Below are 21,531 nucleotides of genomic sequence, written 5' to 3'. Positions count from 1 at the left end.
CCGGCGGAGACGTCGGAGGCGTCCTGGGAAGTGTCGTCGGAGGCGTCGGCCGTCGGGACGCCGGCCCTTCAAGGCTCGTGCGTCTCCGACTCCAGGCGGGCCCGGGTCAGCTGCCCGTACACGCCGAGTTCCTCGCCCTGGATCCCCCGGGACCGCTGGTAGGTGCGCAGCGCCTCCTCCACCTGGCGGGTGAAGACACCGTCGGGCTTGCCGACGTAGAGGGACAACTGGCTCAGACGGAGCTCGAGTTCCGTGACCTCGTCCCCCCGGTCGCCCGGCCGCAGGACGCTCGCCCCGGGGCTGGCCGCGCCCGCGTCGGCGGCCCCGTTCCCGGGCCTTGGGGGCGGCGCGGTGGTGCTCGGGCCGGCCGACGGACTCGGGGAGGCCGACGGGGATGCCGACGGCGCGGCGCTCGACGGCGACGCGGACGGGGACGGTGACGGGCTCCCGCTCGCGGAAGGCGACGGGGAGGCGCTGGGGGAGTCCGACGGTGACCCGGGCGGGCTCGCCGACGGCGACGCGGAGGCGTCCGCGCTGGGCGAGGTCTCCGGCACGGCCGCCCGGACGTCCTCCGGGGCGGCGCCGTCGCGAGTGGGCTTCTCGTAGCTGAACAGCCCGCCGGCGAACCCCACCGCCGCGACGACGGCCACGGCCCCGGCGGCCGCCGCGATCAGCAGGGGGCGACGGCGCCGGCCGCGCGGCTCCCCGTCGTCGCCGTACGCGTCCGTCGTGTCCGGGCCGCCGCCGGTGCCTAAGGGGCCCGGCCCGGACACGGCGGGCAGCGCCGTCGTGCGCGCGTCCGCACCGGCCGGGCTCACGGCGCGCAGCGGCAGGGTGGCGTCGGACGCCGCCGGGGGGACGGCCGGCAGCGGCATGGTCAGGTCGCTCGCGGAGACCCCGTCCGCGGACGGGGCGTCCGCCGTGCCGGGAGCACCGCCCGCGCCGTCCAGTTCCACGTAGGGCCGTATGCGGAGCGGATCGAAGTCCCCCGCCGCGGCCGCCTCCGCCTCGCGGGTGTCGCGCAGGGCCTCGGCCGCGCGCCGCGCGCAGGCGCAGGACGGGGTGTTGTCCGCCGCGCGGAGCGCCCCGCACTCGGGGCACGGAAGCCTGTGCTGTCCCGGTCGTCCCTGCCACGCCGTCGGCTCGTTCACCTGTTCGCCCCTCCCCGTACGAACTCCAGAGACTACCCAGAACCTCCACACGACCGCCCGTCAGACACCCGTACGACCCCGGCCGACCTCGACACGACCGGCGGACCGGGCGCGGAACCAACGGGACTCAAGAGGCCATAACGGGCCACACCGATCACGATGGAGGTGTTCGCGACAGCCCCGGGAGGCATTCATGGCCCTGGACGCACATGCCAGGACGGGGGATCCGCGCCAGGAGCACGTTCCCGGCGGCGTCCTCGTCTCGATCGGCGCCCTGCTGCTCGGCATGCTGCTCGCCGCCCTCGACCAGACGATCGTGTCGACCGCGCTGCCCACCATCGTCAGCGACCTCGGCGGCATGGAGCACCTGTCCTGGGTGGTCACGGCGTACCTGCTGGCGTCGACCGCCGCGACGCCGCTGTGGGGCAAACTCGGCGACCAGTACGGGCGCAAGAAGCTGTTCCAGATCGCGATCGTGATCTTCCTGGTGGGCTCGGCACTGTGCGGCATGGCCCAGGACATGGCCCAGCTCATCGCCTTCAGGGCCGTGCAGGGCCTCGGCGGCGGCGGGCTGATGGTGCTGTCGATGGCGATCGTCGGCGACATCGTCGCCCCCCGGGACCGCGGCCGCTACCAGGGATTGTTCGGCGCGGTCTTCGGCGCCACCAGCGTCCTCGGACCCCTCCTCGGCGGTCTGTTCACCGAACACCTCAGCTGGCGCTGGGTCTTCTACGTCAACCTGCCCGTCGGCGTCGTCGCCCTCGCCGTCATCGCGGCCGTCCTGCGCATCCCGCGCAAGGGGACCCGGCACGTCATCGACTACCTGGGCACCTTCCTCATCGCCGCCGTCGCCACCTGCCTGGTCCTCGTGGCCTCCCTCGGCGGCACCACCTGGTCCTGGGGCTCGCCGCAGATCGTCGGACTCGCCGTGCTGGGCCTCCTGCTCCTCGTCGCGTTCGTGGCCGTGGAGCGCCGCGCCGCCGAACCCGTCCTCCCGCTCAAGCTGTTCCGCATCCGCACCTTCACCCTCTCCGCGGTGATCAGCTTCATCGTCGGCTTCGCCATGTTCGGCGCGATGACCTACCTGCCGACGTTCCTCCAGGTCGTCCAGGGCGTCTCGCCCACCCTGTCCGGCGTGCACATGCTGCCCATGGTGGTCGGCATGCTCCTGTCGTCCACCGTCTCCGGCCAGATCGTCAGCCGCACCGGCCGCTGGAAGGTGTTCCCCGTCGCCGGCACCGCCGTCACGACCGTCGGCCTGCTGCTCCTGCACCGGCTTGACGAGGGCAGCTCCACGGCGGAGATGAGCACCGTGTTCTTCGTCTTCGGTCTCGGGCTCGGCCTGGTGATGCAGGTCCTCGTCCTCATCGTGCAGAACGCCGTCTCCTACGAGGACCTCGGCGTCGCCACCTCCGGCGCGACCTTCTTCCGCTCCATCGGCGCGTCTTTCGGCGTCGCCGTCTTCGGCACGGTGTTCGCCGGCCGCCTCGGCGACGAACTCGCCGACGCCTTCCGGGGCGTCGCCCTCCCGGCCGGCGTCTCCGCCGACGCGCTGGAGGCCGACCCGCGGGGCATCGGCGAGCTGCCGGCCGCGCTGCGCCCGCCGGTCCTGCACGCGTACGCGTCCTCCATCACCGACGTCTTCCTGTACGCGGCGCCCGTCGCCCTCGTCGGCTTCGTCCTCGCCTGGTTCCTCAAGGAGGAACCGCTGCGCGGTTCGGTCACCGCGCCGGACGTGACGGAGACACTCGCCAGCAACCCCGTCGAACGCTCCTCCTACGACGAGGTCTGCCGGGCCCTGTCCCTGCTCGGCACCCGGGAGGGCCGCCGCGAGATCTACCGCACGATCACCGCCCGGGCCGGCTACGACCTCCTCCCGGTCGCCAGCTGGATGCTGCTGCGCATCCGCCGGTACGGCAGCGTCGAGCCGTCCCGGCTCGCCGAGCGCAGCACCGTGCCGCTCCCCGTGATCCTGGACGGCACCCGGCAGATCGAGGAACGCGGACTGGCCCGGCGCGAGGGCCTCGACCTGGTCCTCACCGACGAGGGGTGGACGGTGGCCCGCCGGCTGGCCGGGGCCCGCGAGGAGTCCCTCGCCGAACTGCTCGGCGACTGGTGGGGCCCGGACCGCCCCACCGACCTGACCCGCCTGGTCAAGGAGCTGGGCGGCGAACTGTGCGGCTCGGACCGCGAACAGCCGCACGCGGAACGGCCGGTGACACGGCCAGCGTAGGTGTCCGGCGCCTCAGCTCAGGTTCTTCGCGAACCAGTGGTCGGCGTACCGGTCGTCGTTGTGCGGCTCGGTCTCCGCGTACCCGAGCCGCGCGTACAGGGCGCGGGCCTCGACCAGGTCGCCGCGGGTGTCCAGGATCATCCGGGCCGCCCCGAGCGCGCGGGCGCTCTCCTCGGCGGCGGCGACCAGCAGCGCCGCGCCGCCCCTGCCCCGGGCGCCGGGCAGCAGGAACACCCGCGTCAGCTCGGCCGTCGCCGCGTCCAGCAGCCGTACGCCGGCGCTCCCGGCCGGCGCGCCCTCGTACCACGCGACCAGCAACAGGCCCCGCGGCGGCGTCAGTCGATCTCCTTTCCCGGCGGTGATCTCCCGCTCCAGCTCGGCCGGGTCGGTCCTGCGCCCCTCGTGCAGCAGGTACCAGCGGTCGCTGACCTCCGTGTAGTACTCCCGCCACAACGCGGCGGCGACGGGGGAGTCCACGGGTTCCGGGGCGATGGTCCAGGCGGTCGTGACGCTCATGCCGGTCATTGTCGTGGGCGTCGCGCGGCTTTGCCTGCCGTTTGTACGACGTCTTCCGGGCAACCCGGAATCGTGAACCGGCCCGCGGGGCCGACCACATCGGAAGGCAACCATGTCCACAGGCGTGATCATCGCTCTGATCGTGATCGTGGCGGCCGTCATCGCCGTCGCGGCCGTCCTGGCCGTGCGGTCCCGAGGGCCGCACGGGGGACGCAGCCTGAAGCATCGCTTCGGGCCCGAGTACGACCGTGCCGTGGCGCGGCACGGCGGAGACGTCAAGGCCGCCGAGCGGGAGCTCGGCACACTCGTGGAGCGGCACGGCGGACTGCAGGAGCGTCCGCTGGAGCCCGCCGAACGCGAGCGGTTCGAGGCCCGCTGGACGGCGGCGCAGGAGCGCTTCGTCGACTCGCCCCGTGAGGCGGTCGCCGAGGCCGACCGGCTGGTCGCGGAGGTGGCGGGCGCCCGGGGCTTCCCGGACGGCGCGCAGTACGACGAGCAGGTCGCCGCGCTCTCCGTGCACCACCCGCGCCACGTCAACGGCTACCGGCACGTGCACCACGTGGCGCGCTTCCACACCGACGGCGGCGCGCGCAACGGCCAGGCCCCCGGCACCGAGGACCTGCGGTCCGCCATGGTCGAGGCCCGCGCCCTCTTCGACGAGCTGGTGAAGGAGGGCCGGCACGGGGCCGGCCGTCACCGGTCGCCGGCCGCGGTGACGCAGGGCCGGGAGACCCACGCGCGGAACGAGCACCGCTCCGGCCTCCACCTGCCGCGAGGCTTCCACAGGCACCAGACGAAGGAGAGCTGACAGGAATGCCCGACGTGACTTCGAGCGGCGAGGACCGCGACCGGACGACGACCCCGGAGCAGACCGGACGGACCCGGGTGAACCCGGTGACGCCCGTCAGCCCCGTGGACCCCGTCCACAAGGACACGACAGCCCCCGGCGCGGGCGCGGACGACCCGACGACCGGCCGGGAGCCGAGGGACGCACGGGACACCCTCCCGGGCGGGACCCCCAGCGTGACCGGCACCGGCACCGGCGCTGAGGAGCGCACCGGCGCGGACGCCGACACGGCCCGCACGGACACGCCGTCGGCGGGGCCGCACTCCGCTGCCGACCGCTCGCACGGCCCGCAGGGCTCCCCGCTGCTGCCGAACGAGGAGTGCGAGGAACTCGCCTCCCGGCTGCACCACGCGGTCGCCGGGTTCGTGGACCGGCCGCGTGACGCCGTCGAGGAGGCCGACCATGTCCTGGAGGAACTGGCCGCCCGCTTCACCGACGCCGTCAACGACCGCCGCCGCACCCTGCGCGGCTCCTGGCAGCTCGCCGAGGGCGGCGGAGCCAAGGGCGGAAGTAAGGGCGACACCGCCACCACGGCCGTCGACACCGAGCAGCTCCGCCTGGCCCTGAGGGATTACCGCGAACTGACGGAGCGGCTCCTGCACGTGTGAGTGTGCGTGCCGACCGGCGTGTGCCGTGCACGACCCGTCAGCTGTTCCCCGAAGCCGCCTCCCGGCGCTCCCGCCACTGACGTACGACCGCTTCGACGTCGTACGGCTGCATCCCGAGCGGGGGGCCGGGCGGCGGCTTGAACATCATGTCGCGGAGTTTGACGTTGACGTCCGTGATGATCTTCCGGACGAGGCGTTCCGAAGGGGCCGCGTACGCCGCCGCGAGGGCGTCCTCCGCCTCCTTGCGCAGTGCGAGCGCCGGCGGAAGCACCGAGAGCCCCTCGCGCGCCATCTTGCGCTTGATCCACCACAGTTCGTCGTACGCCGTGTCGGAGCCGGACTCCAACGGCTTTCCCGCGCCCGGGAGTTGATCGAACTCACCCCGGAGTTGCGCGTCCCGGATCTGCTTGTCGATCCAGGAGTCGAACGGAACACCGGGTGGCTTTCGCTCGGTCATGCGTCCATTGTGCCGGACGCGGCGGGGCCGGGCGATTTAGTATGCGGCCGCTGTGCAAGGTCACTTGCAAGCCACTGTCGGACACAGTCACGAGGAGCGCACGTGCTCGAACTCACCATGGCCACCGTCTCGGGGACGGAAGAGGGTGCCACGGCCGGCATGCTCATGGCCGACGCGCCCAGCGAGCCGGGGGCGGTGCTGCGGGTGGGCCGGGACAAGTCCGTCTGCCGCCTCGTGACACCCGAGGACTGGCTGTTCGTCTCCCGGGTCCACCTGGAGTTCCTGTGCGGGCCGGAGGGCGTCTGGCAGGTCAGCTGGCTGCGCGGCTCCCAGCCGGACCCGTCCTCCGAGGTCCGGCTGGTCGTCGGCGAGTACGCCCAGACCATCCCCTACGGCGGCACGGTGCAGCTGCCGCGGGGCGGCGTCGGCGAGATCGTCGTCGTCGACCGCACCGGCCCGCGCAGCGTCAACGTCGGGTTCTTCCACGAGGCGTAGCCGCGGGGAGCCCCACGGGCTACGCCAGTACGCGGGCCAGCGCGAACCCGTCGTAGCCCTTCGCCCCCACCGTCTGGACCGCGGTGCCGCTCAACCGCGGGTGCGAGCCGATGAGTTCGATGGCGGCTCGGGTCCCGCGCACGTCGTCCGCGTCGCTGGCCGCGTCGACGACCCGGCCGCCGCGCACCACGTTGTCCAGGACGATGAGGCTGCCCGCGCGGGTCAACTTCAGCGCCCATTCGAGGTAGTGGGGGTTGTTGACCTTGTCCGCGTCGATGAAGACCAGGTCGAACGGGGGCGGGTTCTCGTCGGCGAGCAGCGGCAGTGACTCCAGGGCCGGGCCGACCCGCACCTCGACCTGCTTGTCGAGGCCCGCGCGGGCGATGTTGCGGGCGGCGACCTCGGCGTGCTTCGGGTTGTACTCCAGGGTGATCAGCCGGCCGTCGGCCGGGAGCGCGCGGGCCAGCCAGATCGTGCTGTACCCGCCGAGGGTGCCGATCTCCAGGATCGCGCGCGCCCCCTGGATCTCGGCGAGCAGCTGGAGCAGCTTGCCCTGCGCGGCCGTGACGCTGATCGGCGGCAGCTCGGCGGCGTCGCTGTCGCGCAGGGCCGCGGAGGTGACCTCGTCGTCCGGGGAGAGGTGGTCGGTGAAGTAGGCGTCGACGGCGTCCCAAACCTGCGACTCGCTCATGCGCTGCTCTGCCTCTCGTGTGAACTCGACACGTGACATCTACTTAGGAACCCTAACGACCCCGTCAATGCCCCGCCCCGTTTCTCTCCCCGGCGTGGCGCTAGATCCGCTGGATGATCGTCCCCGTGGCCAGGGCGCCGCCCGCGCACATGGTGATGAGGGCGAACTCCTTGTCCGTGCGTTCCAGTTCGTGGAGGGCCGTGGTGATCAGGCGGGCGCCCGTCGCTCCGACCGGGTGGCCGAGGGCTATCGCGCCGCCGTTGACGTTGACCTTCGACAGGTCCTGGTCGAAGACCTTCGTCCAGGACAGCACCACGGACGCGAAGGCCTCGTTGATCTCGACGAGGTCCATGTCCTTGAGGGACATGCCCGCCTTGCCGAGCACCGCCCGTGTCGCGTCGACGGGGCCGTCCAGGTGGAAGTGGGGGTCCGCGCCGACCAGGGCCTGGGCCACGATCCGCGCCCTGGGCTTCAGTTTCAGGGCGCGGGCCATCCGTTTGGACGCCCACATGATCGCCGCCGCGCCGTCGGAGATCTGGGAGGAGTTGCCGGCCGTGTGCACCGCCGTCGGCATGATCGGCTTCAGCCGGGCCAGGGCCTCCGGGGAGGTGTCGCGCAGGCCCTCGTCGTGGTCGACCAGGCGCCACATGCCCTGGCCGGCAGCCTGCTCCTCCTCCGTCGTGGGGACCTGGACCGCGAAGGTCTCCCGCTTGAAGCGCTCCTCCGACCAGGCGTCGGCGGCTCGCGTCTGGCTGAGCAGGCCCAGCGCGTCGACGTCGTCGCGGCTCAGCCCCCGGTGCCGGGCGATGCGTTCCGCCGCCTCGAACTGGTTCGGCAGGTCGACGTTCCACTCGTCGGGGAACGGCTTGCCCGGGCCGTGCTTCGAACCCGAGCCGAGCGGCACGCGAGACATCGCCTCCACCCCGCAGGAGATCCCCACGTCGATGACGCCCGCCGCGATCATGTTGGCGGTCATGTGCGACGCCTGCTGCGAGGAGCCGCACTGGCAGTCGACCGTCGTCGCCGCCGTCTCGTAGGGGAGGCCCATCGTCAGCCAGGCCGTGCGGGCGGGGTTCATGGACTGCTCGCCGGCGTGGGTGACGGTGCCGCCGACGATCTGCTCCACGGCGTCGGCGGGGATGCCGGTGCGGCCGAGGAGTTCGCGGTAGGTCTCGCCGAGGAGGTAGGCGGGGTGGAGATTGGCGAGCGCGCCGCCGCGCTTGCCGATGGGGGTGCGGACGGCTTCCACGATCACGGGTTCGGCAGCCATGGGTGCGGGATCCTCCCGGAACTAGTACGTGTTCTAGTTCTGCTCTGTGCAGTCTGCGGACGTGACGTACGTCACCGCAAGGGTCTTGCAAGCTTCAGAGCCCTGAACTACCGTCGCCGCACCCTGTTTCTGATGGACCGTCAGGCGACTGGTCCGACGGCTGGAGCTGCCCATGCACTGTCCAGCGCTTCCCGACGGGTTCGACTTCACCGACCCCGACCTGCTGCAACACCGTGTCCCCCTGCCGGAGTTGGCTGAGCTGCGGCGGGCCGAACCGGTCCGCTGGATCCCCCAGTCGGGAAACGTGGCCGGCTTCCAGGACGAGGGTTACTGGGCGGTGACCCGTCACGCCGACGTCCGGTACGTCTCCACTCACCCCGAGCTGTTCTCGTCCACCGTCAACACCGCCATCATCCGTTTCAACGAGCACATCCGGCGCGACTCCATCGACGCGCAGCGGCTGATCCTGCTGAACATGGACCCCCCCGAGCACACCAGGGTGCGGCAGATCGTGCAACGCGGGTTCACGCCACGGTCGATCCGCGCGCTGGAGCAGCGGCTGCGGGACCGGGCGGCCGGCATCGTCGCCGCCGCCCGCGAACTCGACGGCCCCTTCGACTTCGTCACCTCGGTCGCCTGCGAACTGCCCCTCCAGGCCATCGCGGAGCTGATCGGCATCCCCCAGGGCGACCGGACCAAGATCTTCGACTGGTCCAACAAGATGATCGCCTACGACGACCCCGAGTACGCGATCACCGAGGAGGTCGGCGCGCAGTCCGCCGCCGAGCTCATCTCGTACGCCATGACGATGGCCGCCGACCGGAAGCAGTGCCCGGCGCACGACATCGTCAGCACCCTCGTGGCCGCCGAGGACCAGGGCAACCTCAACTCCGACGAGTTCGGCTTCTTCGTGCTGATGCTCGCCGTCGCCGGCAACGAGACCACCCGCAACGCCATCACCCACGGCATGCACGCCTTCCTCACGCACCCCGAGCAGTGGGAGCTCTACAAGCGGGAGCGGCCCTCCACCGCCGCCGAGGAGATCGTCCGCTGGGCCACGCCCGTGTTCGCCTTCCAGCGCACCGCCACCCAGGACACCGAACTCGGCGGGCGGATCATCAGGAAGGGCGAGCGGGTCGGACTCTTCTACGCCTCCGCCAACCACGATCCCGAGGTGTTCGAGCGGCCCGACGCGTTCGACGTCACCCGCGACCCCAACCCCCACCTGGGATTCGGCGGCGGCGGGCCGCACTTCTGCCTGGGCAAGTCGCTGGCGGTGCTGGAGATCGACCTGATCTTCAACGCCATCGCCGACGCCATGCCGGGGCTGCGGCTGGTCGGCGACCCACGGCGGCTGCGGTCCGCCTGGATCAACGGGGTGAAGGAGTTGCGGGTCGCCGCCGAGTGAGGGGCGTATACGTCGACGTATACTCGCCCCATGGCAGATGCGATGATCCGAGTTCCCGCCGAAGTCCGGGACCGTCTGGCGGTGATAGCGGAGTCGCGGGGGACGTCGATCCGTTCCCTCGTGCAGGACTTCGCGGAGTCCACGCTGACCGAGGAGGAGCGGCGTGAGCGGGCGGAGCGGGCCCGTGCGTATCTGGCGGAGCACTTCGGGGTCGAGGTGACCGACGAAGAGAGCGCCGCGATGGGGCGCAGGCTTCGCGAAGCCTTCGCGCGGCAGCAGGGTGACGCCGCGTGATCCTTCATCACCTGGTCCTGGATACGCCGACGCTGCTGGCGTTGTCCGGCAATCGGCAGGTGTCCGCGCTGGTCCACCGGGCCCACTTCGAGACCGAGTCGCGCTTGTGGGCGCCGACGCTGTCGGTGCTGGAGGCCGATCGCGAGCATCTCGGAATCGCCGAGCATGTCGGGCAGTTGGAGGTCCTGCACACCGTCGACCTCGACTACGCGGCGGTGCTCGCGGTGGCCCGGATGCATCGCGACGGAGTGCCTCTCGGGATCGCGGCGGCGATCCACGCCGCCCGTCATCTGCCTGAGTGGGGTGCGGACGCGCTCGTCGCCACCGTGGATTCCAAGGCGTACGAAGGGCGCGGTGTGCCGGTGCTCGACCTCAACCGCTGAGGCGGTTCAAGCGCGCGAAAGTGAGCGCGCGGCGGAGCGGGCCGGGAGACGCGGAAGGCGGCGGCCCCGGGGGATCAGGGGGCCGCCGCCGGTCAGGGTGCCGCGCGGGGGCGTGCGGGGTGGCGCTTGCGCCTCGGCCGCCGGGCGTGTGGTGCCGTCGGTTCGTCCGGGTGGCTCAGTACCAGCCGTTGGCCTGCCAGAAGGACCAGGCGTCGACCGGGCTGCCGTAGCGGGAGTTCATGTAGTCCAGGCCCCACTTGATCTGGGTCTCGGCGTTGGTCTTCCAGTCGGAGCCGGCCGTGGCCATCTTGGAGCCGGGGAGGGCCTGGACGAGGCCGTAGGCGCCGGAGGAGGAGTTGGTGGCGTCGACGTCCCAGTTGCTCTCGTGCTCGACGATCTTGCTGAACGCGTCGAACTGCGCGGCGTCCGGGATCATCTTGTGCGCGATCGCCTGGGCCTCGGCGGCGGAGGGGGCGGCGGGGGCCGCCTGGGCCGGCGCCGCGGTCAGGGCCATGCCGGCGGTGGCGGCGGCCACGGCGACGGCGGTGAGGGTCTTCTTCGGGGAGGCGAGGCGGCGGATGACGGAAACGGACACGGAGAACCTTTTTCTTCGGGGACTGACGGCGTCGCGGCCGGCGGCGGACCGTGGGTGAGCGGCGTCCGGCACACGTCGGCGCCGGAGCCTGATGGGCTCGTCGGCGCCGTGCGACGTCATCCAGAGAAACAGGCCCGGAAGGTGCCCGCAATGACCCCTTTTACTAGTTGTGGCCGCATGTGGGTGGTTCGCCGCCACCGCAGTGAGCCGGTCCCTGTCCAGGTCAGCGGTGCTATCGACGCGTACATGGCATCCGATATGTCCGACTAAAGAGGATAGTAGGTGATCCACGTCATGTGGGGCGGTTCACCGGCCGGCGGTCCTCGAATGTGACCGCGGTCTCGAACGCGGCCCGCCGGGTGGCCCTCCGTAGCGCCCTGAGCACCGCCGGGCCGAGCGTCACGGTCAGCACGACGGTGACCACCGCGCGGCCGAGGTCCCAGCCGACGGACGTCGCCAGGCAGTACGCGGCGAAGGAGGCCAGGTTCTCCGCGACGGAGGCCGCCGGGTCGAAGGCGATGGTCGTGGTGCCCGCGCCCAGGAAGGGCCAGCCCTGCATGTTCATCGCCGTGCCGTAGGCGAAGGCCGCCAGGAAGCCGTAGCAGGCGAGCAGCGCGAGCTCCCCGCGGCCGCGCAGCCGGTCCCGGCCCGGGAGCAGGCCCGCGCCCATCGTGAACCAGCCCATCGCCAGCATCTGGAACGGCATCCAGGGCCCGACCCCGCCGGTCAGCAGCGCGGACGCGAACATCGTCACCGAGCCCAGAACGAAGCCGAAGCCCGGCCCGAGGACCCGGCCGCTCAGCACCATCAGGAAGAACATCGGCTCGATGCCCGCCGTGCCCGCGCCGATGGGACGCAGCGCGGCGCCCGTCGCCGCCAGCACCCCCAGCATCGCGACGGCCTTCGCGCCAAGACCCGACTCCGAGATCGTCGCCGCGACCACGGCGACCAGCAGCGCCAGCAGCCCCGCGAACAGCCACGGCGCGTCCTGGGCGTGGGCGTTCACCGTGGAGTGCGGCGGGGCCAGGAAGGGCCAGGTGAACGCGACGACGCCGACGGCGCTGACGAGCACCAGCGCGAGGAGGGAACGCGGGCCCAGCCGGACCGCGCGGGCCTGCCGGGTCACCTCAGCGCCTCCCGCACCTGCGCCACCGTGAGCCACGGCTGCGGGGCCAGCACCTTCGTCACCTGCGGGGCGAAGGACGGCGAGGAGACCACCACCTCCGCCGTCGGACCGTCCGCGATCACCTCGCCCTCCGCCAGCAGCACCACCCGGTGCGCCAGCTCGGCGGCGAGCTCCACGTCGTGCGTGGCCAGCACGATCGCGTGACCGGCCGCCGCCGACTCCTTCAGTACGGAGACCAGGCGGGCCTTGGCCGCGTAGTCCAGGCCCCGGGTCGGCTCGTCCAGGAGGAGCAGGGGCGGGCGGGCGGTGAGGACGACGGCGAGGGCGAGGGTGAGGCGCTGCCCCTCGGACAGGTCGCGGGGGTGGGTGTCGTCCGCGATGCCCGGCAGCAGCCCGGAGACCAGCGCGCGGCAGGTGCCGGGGGCGGCCTGCGCGTCCCGGTCGGCGGCCGCGCACTCGGCGGCGACCGTCTCGGCGTAGAGGAGGTCGCGCGGCTCCTGCGGGACCAGGCCGACGCGGCGCACGAGGTCGCGGGGCGCGGTGCGGTGCGGGACCGCGCCGCCGGCCCGCACCGTCCCGGCGGACGGCTCGACCAGGCCGACGAGGGCGCTGAGCAGCGTGGACTTACCGGCCCCGTTGCGGCCCATGAGGGCGATGGTCTCGCCGGGGGCGATGGCGAGGTCCACGTGACGGAGCGCCTGCACCCGGCCGCGGCGGACGGCGAGGCCCGCGACCTCGGCGGGCGCGCCCGCGGGCGAGGGAGCGTCGGCGGGCCTGCGCCGGCGCCACCACGGCGGCGTCGAAGGGGCCCGGGGCGCAGGCGGCGCGGGGGTTGTCCCGGCCGCCGTGCCGTCGGGTTCCCGGTCCGCGAGGCGTTCGCGCAGGCCGCAGGCGCGGCGGCGGGCGTCGCGGACCGTCAGGGGCAGCGGGGACCAGTCGGCCAGCCGGCCGAGGCCCACCACCGGCGGGAACACCGGGGACACGGCCATGATCTCCGCCGGCGGGCCCAGGACGGGGGCCGCGCCGGGGGCGGGCAGCAGGGCGACATGGTCGGCGTACTGCAGGACGCGCTCCAGGCGGTGTTCCGCCAGCAGCACCGTCGTACCGAGGTCGTGGACGAGGCGCAGGAGGACGGCGAGGACCTCCTCGGCGGCTGCCGGGTCGAGCGCGGAGGTCGGCTCGTCCAGGACGAGGACGCTCGGGTGCGGGGTGAGGACCGAGCCGATCGCGACCCGCTGCCGCTGGCCGCCGGAGAGGGTCGCGAGGGGGCGGTCGCGCAGGGCGGCCAGACCGAGCAGGTCGAGGGTCTCCTCGACACGGCGGCGCATCACGGCCGGTGCCAGGCCCAACGACTCCATGCCGTAGGCGAGTTCCTCCTCCACGGTGTCGGTCACGAAGTGGGCGAGCGGATCCTGGCCCACCGTCCCGACCACGTCGGACAGTTCACGCGGCTTGTGGGTGCGGGTGTCGCGGCCGGCGACCGTGACCCGGCCGCTCAGGGTGCCGCCGGTGAAGTGCGGGACCAGACCGCTCACCGTGCCCAGCAGCGTCGACTTGCCGACCCCCGACGGGCCCGCGAGCAGCACCAGTTCACCCTCGGGGACGGTGAAGTCGACGCCCCGCAGGGCCGGTTCGGGGACGCCTTCGTACGTCACGGAGACGTTCTCGAAGCGGATCACGACGGTTGCTCCTGGCGTGGTGCGGGGGCGAGGAAGGCGGGGAGGAGGCCGACGAGGATCGCCGCAGCCGGCCACAGCGGCAGGGTGGGCGCGGTCAGTGGCACCACGCCCGGACGCAGGCCCGCCGGGTCCGTGGAGGCGGCCGCGAAGAGGAGCGCGGCGACGGCGATCCCGGACCCGGCGACCAGACACGCGCGCGGGGTCCAGCGGTCGGGGCGGTAGCGCGTGCGGGGGGAACGGCGGCCGCCGAGGCGGAGCCCGGCCAGGGCGGCGACGAGACCGGCGAGCAGGAGAGGGAGGCCGTACACCCCGCCGACGGCCGTCAGCAGGCCGTACGTCCCCGTGCACACGCCGAGCAGGCCGCCCAGGGTGAGAGCGGTGGTCGTTCGGCGGACGGCGGCGGGAACCTCGGCGGTACGGCCGTAGCCGCGGGCGTCCATCGCGGCGGCGAGGGCGACGGAACGCTCCAGCGCGCCCTCGAGGACGGGCAGCGCCACCTGGAGCAGGCCGCGCAGACCGCTGTCCGGCCGGCCGCGCAACCGGCGTGCGGCGCGCAGGCGTTGCACGTCGGCGATGAGATGCGGGGCGAAGGTCAGCGCCACGACGGCGGCCACCCCCGCCTCGTACAGTGCGCCGGGCAGGGACTTCAGCAGACGGGACGGGCCGGCGAGGGCGTTCGCCGCGCCCACGCAGACCAGGAGGGCGGCCAGGCGCAGACCGTCGTACAGGGCGAAGAGCACACCCTCCGCGGTCACCCTGCCGCCGAGGCGGATGCCCTGCGCCCAGTCGGGGAGCGGGACTTCGGGCAGCGTGACGATCACGTGCGTGCCCGGGACGGGGGAGCCCAGGGCGACGACGAAGAGGAGCCGGACGAGGAGGACGGCGAGGGCCAGGTGCAGGAAGGCGGAGTAGCCGCGGGCCCAGGGGGTGTGGGGGCGGCAGGTGAGGACGACGTAGGCGGAGGTCGTGAGCAGGAGGGCGAGGAGGAGCGGGTTGGTGGTGCGGGTGGCCGCGGTGCCGAGGGCCAGGGCCCACAACCACCAGGCGCCCGGGTGGAGTCGGCGGGGAGTGCGCTCCCGGTCGGTGGACTGCGGGGCCGGGGGCTGTTCGGTCGGGCGCTGCGGGGCGTCGCCGCTACGCATGCCCGCGCCGCCGGGACTGCCACACCGCCGCGCCCGCCAGGACCGCTATGAGGGCGCCCCCCGCGTACAGGCCCAGGGAGGGGCCCTCGTCCTGCTCGGGCTTCCCGGCGGGGGCGGGGCCGGTGCTCCGGGCGGTCACCTGCTCCCCGCAGCCGGTCTTCGGGTAGCCGCTGATCGCGCAGAGGAGCGCGTTGGCGTCATAGCGCAGGGGCTTGGCGACCGCTGCCAGGGCTTCCGCCGTCGAGGCGTCCTCCGGGACGCGGGCGCAGGCCGTCCGGGGGCGCGGCGGGGTCTCCCCGGAGGGGGCGTCCGCCGCCGTGCCGAAGTCGATGACCAGCGCCACCCGTTTGCCGCCGTCGTGCGGGGGCGTCGTGGCGCAGATCGCCGCGAAGGACGCCGTCCCGCGCGGCCTGGAGGCGTCCGCCGAGTCCGCGCTGACGGCGAAGCGGAAGCCCTGGACGTCGCCGTCGGAGGGGCGGGCGGTGGAGGGGCCCTGGGTGGCGTAGGTCCAGCGGTCGCCGGTGCGCTCCCAGAAGGACCAGTAGCGGTAACCCGCCGCCTGGGCCTGCCCGGGACCGGCCAGGGCCCACAGCAGCGCGGCCAGCGTGAGGGCGGCGCAGCGCCGTATCACGGCCGCTGCTTCCGGCGGCCGCTGATCAGGAAGCCGATGCCGATGCCGGCGACGAGGAAGACGCCGACGGTCCACCACACGCCGTAGCCGTCGTCGGAGTCCTCGCCCTTCGCGTCGTCGGCCTTGTCGCCCGGCTCGTCCGTCGCCGTCTTCCCGCTGTTCCCGGCCGGCTGCGGCGTCGGGCCCGTCGCGTTCAGGGCGGCGACCAGGTCCGTGCCGCCGAAGGCGCGCGGGTCGCTGCCCGTGGCGTGGGCGGCGAAGATCAGCTGGGCGTAGGCCGCGGGGCCGCTCTGCTTCGCCCAGGCGGCGGAGTTCTTCTCCAGCCAGGCGAGAGGCTTCTCCGCCCGCTCCGCGCCTCCCTGGGCGGCGAGGGCGACGACCGCGTCGGCGGTGTTGCCGTAGTCCGGCTGGTTCTCGGCGCCGGGGAGCACGGACATCAGGTGGTTGTCCTTGGCGACGGACTTCGCCAGGTACGCCGCCCCGCTCGCCGCGGCCTGCTGAGGGGTCGCGCGGCCCGTCCCGGCGCACACGGCGTCCGTCGCGCGGCCGGCCCCGGGGGCCATGCCCAGGCCGAGCGCGCCGAGGACGCCGGCGGCCGTCGCGTCCGCGTTGGCGGTCAGCTTGCCCTGCTTGTCGGGCTGGTAGGCGAAGGCGCCGCCCGCGTCGCAGGGGAGCGCGAGCTTCAGCAGGGCGTCGTAGGGGGAGTGGCCGCTCTTGACGAACCCGGCGGGCTTCTCGCCGGACGCCGTCAGCGCGCCGATGACGACGGAGGTGGAGTTGGCGTCGCTCGCGCCGCCGGGGGCGTAGCCCCAGCCGCCGTCGGTGTTCTGCACCGACTTCAGCCAGCCGACGGCCTTGTCCACCGCCGCGTCGTGCCCGCCGAGCGCGGAGAGGGCCTGGACGGCGGCGGCCGTGCTGTTGCTGTCGACCATCAGCTTGGCGTCGCACGGCTTCGCGGCGTCGGCGCGGAACGCGGCGAAGGCGCCGGTGGCGCACTGCTGGCCGGTGAGCCAGTCAACGGCCTGGTCCGCGGGCCGCACGCCCACGGTGTCCTGGGCGAGCAGCGCGAGCGACTGCCGCCAGACGCCGTCGTAGGTCGGGTCGGTGTCGCCGTACAGACCGGACGGGATCACCGGCGTCGGGGACGGCGAGGGGGACGCGGCCATGGCGGGCGTGGCGGCGCAGGTCAGTGCGGTGGCGGCGGCCAGGACCGCGGCGCTGCGGCGGACGTTCATGGTCGGCGGGTTGCCTCTCCCTGTGGGGAGCCGGGCAGCGCGGGACATCCCGGCGGCTCGGCTCCGTGAACCTCGACGGTGCCGCACGCCGGCGGGACGCCGACGCACGCGAGCCTCACTTGCCCGTCCGAGGCGATCCGGCTCACCGGCCCCCTGAGCGAGGGGCGGTTCACGGTTGCGGGGCCAGCGCCGGATTTGCACCGGCTTTCCCCCGTACGGGTGTGATGACGACGCCGCCACTGTACTCGCCCGTAAGAATGCCCTGCGGGGCGGCTGCCGGACCGGGGGCACTAAGGCGCTAGTGAAGGCGTGCCTCACACCGCCGCGTACGCCACCGGGTCGCTGCCCGTGACGGGTTCCGCGCGGCCCTGTTTCACCAGGCGTCGCAGGTGGGCCTCGGCCTCCGAGACCGCGATGTTGCGCGACCCGTAGGGGATCTGTTCCCAGGGCCGGTTCCACTCCATGCGCTCGGCGAGCTGCCAGGGGGTGAGGGGCTCGGCGAGGAGGGTCAGGAGGCCGGTGAGGCGGTCCTCGTGGTGGGCCAGCAGCTCCCTCACGCGGGCCGGCGCGTCGGTGAAGGCGTGCTGGTGGGCGGGGAGGATCTCGGCGGGGGCGAGGCGGCCGACGCGTTCCAGGGAGTCGAGGTAGTCGCCGAGGGGGTCGGTGACCGTGGCGTCGTCGGGGTCCTCGTACAGGCCGATGTGCGGGGTGATCTCGGGGAGCAGGTGGTCGCCGGAGAACAGCCGCCCCTTCCCCGGGAGCCGGGCGGGGTGCTCCTCCTCCAGGTGGAGGCAGACATGGCCGGGGGTGTGGCCCGGGGTCCAGATCGCGCGCAGGCGGCGGCCGGGCAGGTCGAGGAGCTCGCCGGGGACGATCTCCCGGTCGGGCAGGGCGGGACGCAGGCCGGGCAGGGTGCGGCGGGAGGGCGTGCGCAGGGGCGCCACATGCTTCTGAGGGGCTCCCGCGGCCTCCAGCTTTTCCGTCATGTAGGTGAACCAGCGCTGCGGGCGCGTGGAGCGGGTGCGGCGCACGATCGAGGCGTCGGCCGCGTGCATCGCCACCCACGCGCCGGACGCTTCCCGCACCCGCCCGGACAGGCCGTGGTGGTCGGGGTGGTGGTGGGTGATGACGACCCCGTACAGCTCGCCGACGGAGGTGCCGCAGGCGGCCAGCCCGGCGGTGAGGGCGTCCCACGAGGCGGGGTCGTCCCAGCCGGTGTCGACCAGCACCGGACCCCGGTCGGTGTCGACGACGTACACGAGGGTGTGGCCCAAGGGGTTGTCAGGAATGGGCACTTGAAGGGAGCGGACACCCCCGCCGTGATCCCACGTCGACGGCGCCCCCGGATTCCGACCGCCCTGGCTGCTGCGCATCGCGCCCTCCGTCCCACGGCCACGGCTCACTATAACTAGAACCGGTTCCAATGGGTGCCCAAGTCGACCGACGTCGTCATGGGCGGTGTGCGATCCGGGCTGATGTGCGTGTGCGCCGACGCGGCGGCGGTCTCAGAGCTTGGTCATCTTGGTGTACGGGCTCAGGATGCGCCGCTGTTCGGAGCCGAAGTCCACGAGGGCTGCGATTCCGTCCTCGAGGCCGATCACCCGGCCGAGGCCGTGCACGTCGTGGGTGACCTGGTCGCCCATGGCGAAGTGCTTGGGGGGCGGGATGACCGGGGCCCTGAAGGGGCTGGTGGGCAGGTGACGCTTCGGTGTCGCGGGCTTCGTCATGGTTCAGTATGGGCCCGCGCGGCCGCCGCCCGCTGTGGTCTGTGGCACAGATTCGCATCAGGGTGGTCACGGTCCGTCCTCGGCGGGCCCCGCGCCCTTGATCGTCGGGAAGGCGCTGCTCAGCCCCGTGGACTCCTTCAACCGGAGCTGGTATCAGTTTCTGAAACACCGTCAGAAACGAAGGCAGTCGCCATGGCCGAGTTCCTGGAACACCGACAGCTGTTCATCGGCGGGGAGTTGACCGACCCGCTCGGCGAGGACGTCATCGAGGTGATCTCCCCGCACACGGAGGAGGCCATCGGGCGTGTCCCGCACGCCTCGCGGGCGGACGTCGACCGGGCGGTCGCGGTGGCGCGGCGGGCCTTCGACGAGGGCCCCTGGCCCCGGATGTCCCTCGACGAGCGGATCGCGGTCGTCTCCCGCATCAAGGACGGCATCGCCGCCCGCCACGACGAGATCGCCCGAGTGATCTCCTCCGAGAACGGCTCCCCGTACTCCTGGAGCGTGCTCGCCCAGGCGCTCGGCGCGATGATGGTGTGGGACGCGGCGATCACCGTCGCGCGGGACTTCCCCCACGAGGAGCGGCGCGACGGCGTGCTGGGGAAGATCCTCGTGCGCCGGGAGCCGGTGGGCGTCGTCGCCGCCGTCGTCCCCTGGAACGTCCCGCAGTTCGTGGCCGCCGCCAAGCTCGCGCCCGCGCTGCTCGCCGGCTGCACGGCGGTGCTCAAGCCGTCCCCCGAGTCGCCCCTCGACGCCTATCTGCTCGCCGAGATCACCCGCGAGGCAGGTCTGCCGGAGGGCGTGCTGTCGATCCTCCCCGCCGGCCGCGAGGTGAGCGAGTACCTCGTCGGGCACCCCGGCGTGGACAAGGTGTCCTTCACCGGGTCGGTGGCGGCAGGCCGGCGCGTGATGGAGGTCGCCGCCCGCAACCTCACCCGCGTCACCCTGGAACTCGGCGGCAAGTCGGCGGCGGTCGTCCTGCCCGACGCGGACATCGCCACCGCCGTCCCCGGGATCGCCTCCGCGGCCTGGATGAACAACGGCCAGGCCTGCGTCGCCCAGACCCGCATCCTCCTGCCGCGCTCCCGCTACGACGAGTTCGCGGACGCCTTCGCCGCGGCCGCGAGCGCCCTCGTCGTCGGCGACCCGCTCGACCCGGCGACCCAGGTCGGCCCGCTGGTCGCGCGCCGCCAGCAGCAGCGCAACCTCGACTACATCCGCATCGGCCAGGAGGAGGGCGCGAAGGTCCTCACGGGCGGCGGCCGGCCGCCCGGCCTGGACCGCGGCTGGTACGTTGAACCCACCCTCTTCGGCGACGTCGAGAACACGATGCGCATCGCCCGCGAGGAGATCTTCGGCCCGGTCATCTGCCTCCTCCCCTACGGGGACGAGTCCGAGGCCCTGAAGATCGCCAACGACTCCGACTACGGGCTCAGCGGCAGCGTGTGGACGGCCGACGTCGAGCACGGCATCGAGGTCGCGCGCCGGGTCCGTACCGGCACCTACTCGGTGAACACCTTCAGCCTGGACATGCTCGGACCGTTCGGCGGCTACAAGAACTCCGGGCTGGGGCGCGAGTTCGGGCCCGAGGGGTACGGGGAGTACCTGGAGCACAAGATGATCCACCTGCCGGCCGGCTGGGAGGGCTGAGGCGATGGGTGCACCCGCCGCGCGAGCGGGTTCGGGCGTGGGTGCGGGCGACCGCTGGCACGTCGAGGTCGACCGCACCCTGTGCATCGGCTCCGCCCAGTGCCTCCACCACGCCCCGGGCGGCTTCCGGCTGGACACCGCCCGGCAGTCCCATCCGGTCGACCCGGACCCGGACGCGAACGAACGGGTGCTGGAGGCGGCTGAGAACTGCCCGGTCGAGGCCATCGCGATCACACTGCGGGAGAGCGGGGAGGCGGTGTTCCCGCCCGAAGAGTGAGAAGAAGGGTAAAAAGTCCCCTTCGCGTGGTTTCATTCCCGCTCAGGCGTTCTATCCTGTTATTGGCCTACGGGACGAGTGAGGGAGTCCGACCGGAGTAGCCGACTACGGCGCGACGCCGAGGCTTTGGCCGAGGCATCCGCTGTGGCCGACATCGACGGTAGGGCTGAGAGGCCGAACGGCAGCAGTCGGGCCCAACGGCGACCCCCAACACCTGATCCGGACCATACCGGCGAAGGGAACCCGTCTCGTAGGTTTCTCGCGTGCCCGCCCGCATTCTTGCGACGGCGAGGGCGCTACGTCCCGCTCTCCGCGGCCGGCCCCATGACCTCGGGCAGGTCGATCAGCCGGCACACCGTCTCGATGTCGATCCGCACCTGGGCGATGGAGGCGCGGCCCGAGAGCCAGGTGATGAGGGCCGAGTGCCAGGTGTGCTCGATGACGCGGACGGCGGAGAGCTGTTCGGGGGTGGGGCGGTCGAGGCCCATCGCGTCGAGGATGATCGCCGTGGTCTGGCGGGAGACCTGGTCGACCTCGGGGGAGACGCTGCGGTCGGCGAAGGTCAGGGCGCGGACCATCGCGTCGGCCAGATGGGGCTCGCGCTGGAGCGCGCGGAAGGCGCGCATCAGGGTCTCCGCGACCCGCTGCGCCGGGGTGTCGCCCCCCGGGGGCTTCTTGCGCAGGGTGCCGTGCATGCGCTCCAGCTGGTCCTGCATGGTGGCGACCAGCAGATGCACCTTGGAGGGGAAGTAGCGGTACAGGGTGCCCAGGGCGACCTGGGAGGACTCCGCGACCTCCCGCATCTGCACCGCGTCGAACCCGCCCCGGCTGGCCAGCTGCGCGCTCGCGTGCAGGATGCGCCGGCGGCGGGCCTCCTGCCGCTCCGTCAGCGGCGGGGAGGGGGGCTCACCCGGGCGAGCGGAGCCGTGGGGGAGGGAGTGGCGCTGGGTGCTGGCTTCCGCAGGCATGGTGCTGGTCCCGTTCCGTGACAGTCGGTGAAGGCTGTGATCACACAGCAGAACCAGGGCCTCCGGTCGTGGCGTGAATCACCTGATCCACTGCTCCCAGTGCCCTTACCTGCCGGTAGATTCAGAGCCTCCCGAACGATCAAGTCTG

The 21,531-nt window shown here is 73.0% G+C and carries 23 protein-coding genes and 2 riboswitches; of the genes, 9 read left to right on the top strand and 14 right to left on the bottom strand.

Annotated elements, in window-relative coordinates; translation table 11 throughout:
* Positions 1-68: 68 nt before the first annotated feature.
* Positions 69-1,151, bottom strand: a complete 1,083-nt coding sequence (locus ACFYXA_RS15490; RefSeq protein ID WP_389032758.1) for a peptidoglycan-binding protein — start codon at positions 1,149-1,151, stop codon at positions 69-71.
* 193 nt (positions 1,152-1,344) lie between these two features.
* Between ACFYXA_RS15490 and ACFYXA_RS15485 the strand changes: the two genes are divergently transcribed.
* Positions 1,345-3,384: a DHA2 family efflux MFS transporter permease subunit gene (locus ACFYXA_RS15485; RefSeq protein ID WP_389032755.1), complete on the top strand. Its 2,040-nt coding sequence runs from the start codon at positions 1,345-1,347 to the stop codon at positions 3,382-3,384.
* 12 nt (positions 3,385-3,396) lie between these two features.
* Here ACFYXA_RS15485 and ACFYXA_RS15480 read toward each other — a convergent pair whose 3' ends face one another.
* Entirely contained in the window at positions 3,397-3,900 is a 504-nt protein-coding gene (locus ACFYXA_RS15480) for a GNAT family N-acetyltransferase (protein ID WP_389032752.1), read from the bottom strand.
* A 112-nt stretch (positions 3,901-4,012) separates the two neighbouring features.
* Here ACFYXA_RS15480 and ACFYXA_RS15475 point away from each other — a divergent pair, with 112 nt between their 5' ends.
* Positions 4,013-4,708 (top strand): hypothetical protein, encoded by a 696-nt coding sequence (locus tag ACFYXA_RS15475; RefSeq protein ID WP_352252422.1) that lies wholly within the window; start codon positions 4,013-4,015, stop codon positions 4,706-4,708.
* Between the two features lie 5 nt (positions 4,709-4,713).
* Positions 4,714-5,355 carry a hypothetical protein gene (locus tag ACFYXA_RS15470; RefSeq protein WP_389032749.1) on the top strand — a complete coding sequence of 214 codons (642 nt, stop codon included), beginning with the start codon at positions 4,714-4,716 and terminating at the stop codon, positions 5,353-5,355.
* 37 nt (positions 5,356-5,392) lie between these two features.
* Here the strand turns inward: ACFYXA_RS15470 and ACFYXA_RS15465 are convergent, their stop codons facing one another.
* A complete protein-coding gene (locus tag ACFYXA_RS15465; protein ID WP_352252418.1) occupies positions 5,393-5,812 on the bottom strand; it encodes a DUF1992 domain-containing protein in 420 nt (139 codons plus the stop codon).
* 102 nt (positions 5,813-5,914) lie between these two features.
* Between ACFYXA_RS15465 and ACFYXA_RS15460 the strand changes: the two genes are divergently transcribed.
* Entirely contained in the window at positions 5,915-6,307 is a 393-nt protein-coding gene (locus ACFYXA_RS15460) for a hypothetical protein (RefSeq protein ID WP_130437003.1), read from the top strand.
* Positions 6,308-6,326: 19 nt separating this feature from the next.
* Here ACFYXA_RS15460 and ACFYXA_RS15455 read toward each other — a convergent pair whose 3' ends face one another.
* A complete protein-coding gene (locus tag ACFYXA_RS15455) occupies positions 6,327-6,998 on the bottom strand; it encodes an O-methyltransferase (RefSeq protein WP_352252416.1) in 672 nt (223 codons plus the stop codon).
* Between the two features lie 100 nt (positions 6,999-7,098).
* A complete protein-coding gene (locus ACFYXA_RS15450) occupies positions 7,099-8,268 on the bottom strand; it encodes a steroid 3-ketoacyl-CoA thiolase (protein WP_352252414.1) in 1,170 nt (389 codons plus the stop codon).
* A gap of 172 nt (positions 8,269-8,440) precedes the next feature.
* Between ACFYXA_RS15450 and ACFYXA_RS15445 the strand changes: the two genes are divergently transcribed.
* The 3 genes from ACFYXA_RS15445 to ACFYXA_RS15435 are packed head-to-tail and all read left to right on the top strand — an operon-like array spanning position 8,441 to position 10,353.
* Positions 8,441-9,676 carry a cytochrome P450 gene (locus tag ACFYXA_RS15445; RefSeq protein ID WP_389032744.1) on the top strand — a complete coding sequence of 412 codons (1,236 nt, stop codon included), beginning with the start codon at positions 8,441-8,443 and terminating at the stop codon, positions 9,674-9,676.
* Between the two features lie 30 nt (positions 9,677-9,706).
* The gene (locus tag ACFYXA_RS15440; RefSeq protein ID WP_130437007.1) at positions 9,707-9,970 is read left to right on the top strand and encodes a hypothetical protein; all 264 of its coding nucleotides are present in this window, start codon (positions 9,707-9,709) and stop codon (positions 9,968-9,970) included.
* Positions 9,967-10,353 (top strand): hypothetical protein, encoded by a 387-nt coding sequence (locus ACFYXA_RS15435; RefSeq protein WP_389032740.1) that lies wholly within the window; start codon positions 9,967-9,969, stop codon positions 10,351-10,353. The genes ACFYXA_RS15440 and ACFYXA_RS15435 overlap by 4 nt, the downstream gene beginning before the upstream one ends.
* A 175-nt stretch (positions 10,354-10,528) precedes the next feature.
* Here ACFYXA_RS15435 and ACFYXA_RS15430 read toward each other — a convergent pair whose 3' ends face one another.
* From ACFYXA_RS15430 to ACFYXA_RS15395, 8 genes are all read right to left on the bottom strand, one after another.
* Positions 10,529-10,948, bottom strand: coding sequence for a transglycosylase SLT domain-containing protein (locus ACFYXA_RS15430; RefSeq protein WP_352252408.1), 420 nt, complete (start codon positions 10,946-10,948; stop codon positions 10,529-10,531).
* Between the two features lie 292 nt (positions 10,949-11,240).
* The gene (locus ACFYXA_RS15425) at positions 11,241-12,110 is read right to left on the bottom strand and encodes an ECF transporter S component (RefSeq protein WP_389032736.1); all 870 of its coding nucleotides are present in this window, start codon (positions 12,108-12,110) and stop codon (positions 11,241-11,243) included.
* Positions 12,071-13,753 (bottom strand): ABC transporter ATP-binding protein, encoded by a 1,683-nt coding sequence (locus tag ACFYXA_RS15420; RefSeq protein ID WP_389032733.1) that lies wholly within the window; start codon positions 13,751-13,753, stop codon positions 12,071-12,073. The genes ACFYXA_RS15425 and ACFYXA_RS15420 overlap by 40 nt, the downstream gene beginning before the upstream one ends.
* Positions 13,750-14,895 carry a CbiQ family ECF transporter T component gene (locus ACFYXA_RS15415; protein ID WP_389032730.1) on the bottom strand — a complete coding sequence of 382 codons (1,146 nt, stop codon included), beginning with the start codon at positions 14,893-14,895 and terminating at the stop codon, positions 13,750-13,752. Before ACFYXA_RS15415 ends, ACFYXA_RS15420 begins: the two co-directional genes overlap by 4 nt.
* The gene (locus ACFYXA_RS15410; protein ID WP_389032727.1) at positions 14,888-15,526 is read right to left on the bottom strand and encodes an SCO2322 family protein; all 639 of its coding nucleotides are present in this window, start codon (positions 15,524-15,526) and stop codon (positions 14,888-14,890) included. The genes ACFYXA_RS15415 and ACFYXA_RS15410 overlap by 8 nt, the downstream gene beginning before the upstream one ends.
* Positions 15,523-16,761: a prenyltransferase/squalene oxidase repeat-containing protein gene (locus ACFYXA_RS15405; protein ID WP_389032724.1), complete on the bottom strand. Its 1,239-nt coding sequence runs from the start codon at positions 16,759-16,761 to the stop codon at positions 15,523-15,525. The genes ACFYXA_RS15410 and ACFYXA_RS15405 overlap by 4 nt, the downstream gene beginning before the upstream one ends.
* A gap of 136 nt (positions 16,762-16,897) precedes the next feature.
* A riboswitch (cobalamin riboswitch) is annotated at positions 16,898-16,966 on the bottom strand.
* A 109-nt stretch (positions 16,967-17,075) separates the two neighbouring features.
* On the bottom strand, positions 17,076-18,134 hold the full coding sequence (locus ACFYXA_RS15400; RefSeq protein WP_389032721.1) for an MBL fold metallo-hydrolase: 1,059 nt from the start codon (positions 18,132-18,134) through the stop codon (positions 17,076-17,078).
* Between the two features lie 132 nt (positions 18,135-18,266).
* Positions 18,267-18,488 carry a hypothetical protein gene (locus tag ACFYXA_RS15395; RefSeq protein ID WP_352252394.1) on the bottom strand — a complete coding sequence of 74 codons (222 nt, stop codon included), beginning with the start codon at positions 18,486-18,488 and terminating at the stop codon, positions 18,267-18,269.
* A 192-nt stretch (positions 18,489-18,680) separates the two neighbouring features.
* Between ACFYXA_RS15395 and ACFYXA_RS15390 the strand changes: the two genes are divergently transcribed.
* Positions 18,681-20,138, top strand: a complete 1,458-nt coding sequence (locus ACFYXA_RS15390; RefSeq protein WP_389032717.1) for an aldehyde dehydrogenase — start codon at positions 18,681-18,683, stop codon at positions 20,136-20,138.
* A gap of 4 nt (positions 20,139-20,142) precedes the next feature.
* Positions 20,143-20,415, top strand: coding sequence for a ferredoxin (locus tag ACFYXA_RS15385; RefSeq protein WP_352252390.1), 273 nt, complete (start codon positions 20,143-20,145; stop codon positions 20,413-20,415).
* A 70-nt stretch (positions 20,416-20,485) separates the two neighbouring features.
* Positions 20,486-20,673, top strand: a riboswitch (TPP riboswitch).
* Between the two features lie 38 nt (positions 20,674-20,711).
* Here ACFYXA_RS15385 and ACFYXA_RS15380 read toward each other — a convergent pair.
* Positions 20,712-21,383 carry a TetR family transcriptional regulator gene (locus ACFYXA_RS15380; protein ID WP_352252388.1) on the bottom strand — a complete coding sequence of 224 codons (672 nt, stop codon included), beginning with the start codon at positions 21,381-21,383 and terminating at the stop codon, positions 20,712-20,714.
* Positions 21,384-21,531: the final 148 nt, after the last annotated feature.

It is taken from the genome of Streptomyces sp. NPDC002566 (assembly GCF_042889585.1).
Classification (GTDB): Bacteria; Actinomycetota; Actinomycetes; order Streptomycetales; family Streptomycetaceae; genus Streptomyces.
This window is presented reverse-complemented; position numbering and strand designations above follow the sequence as displayed.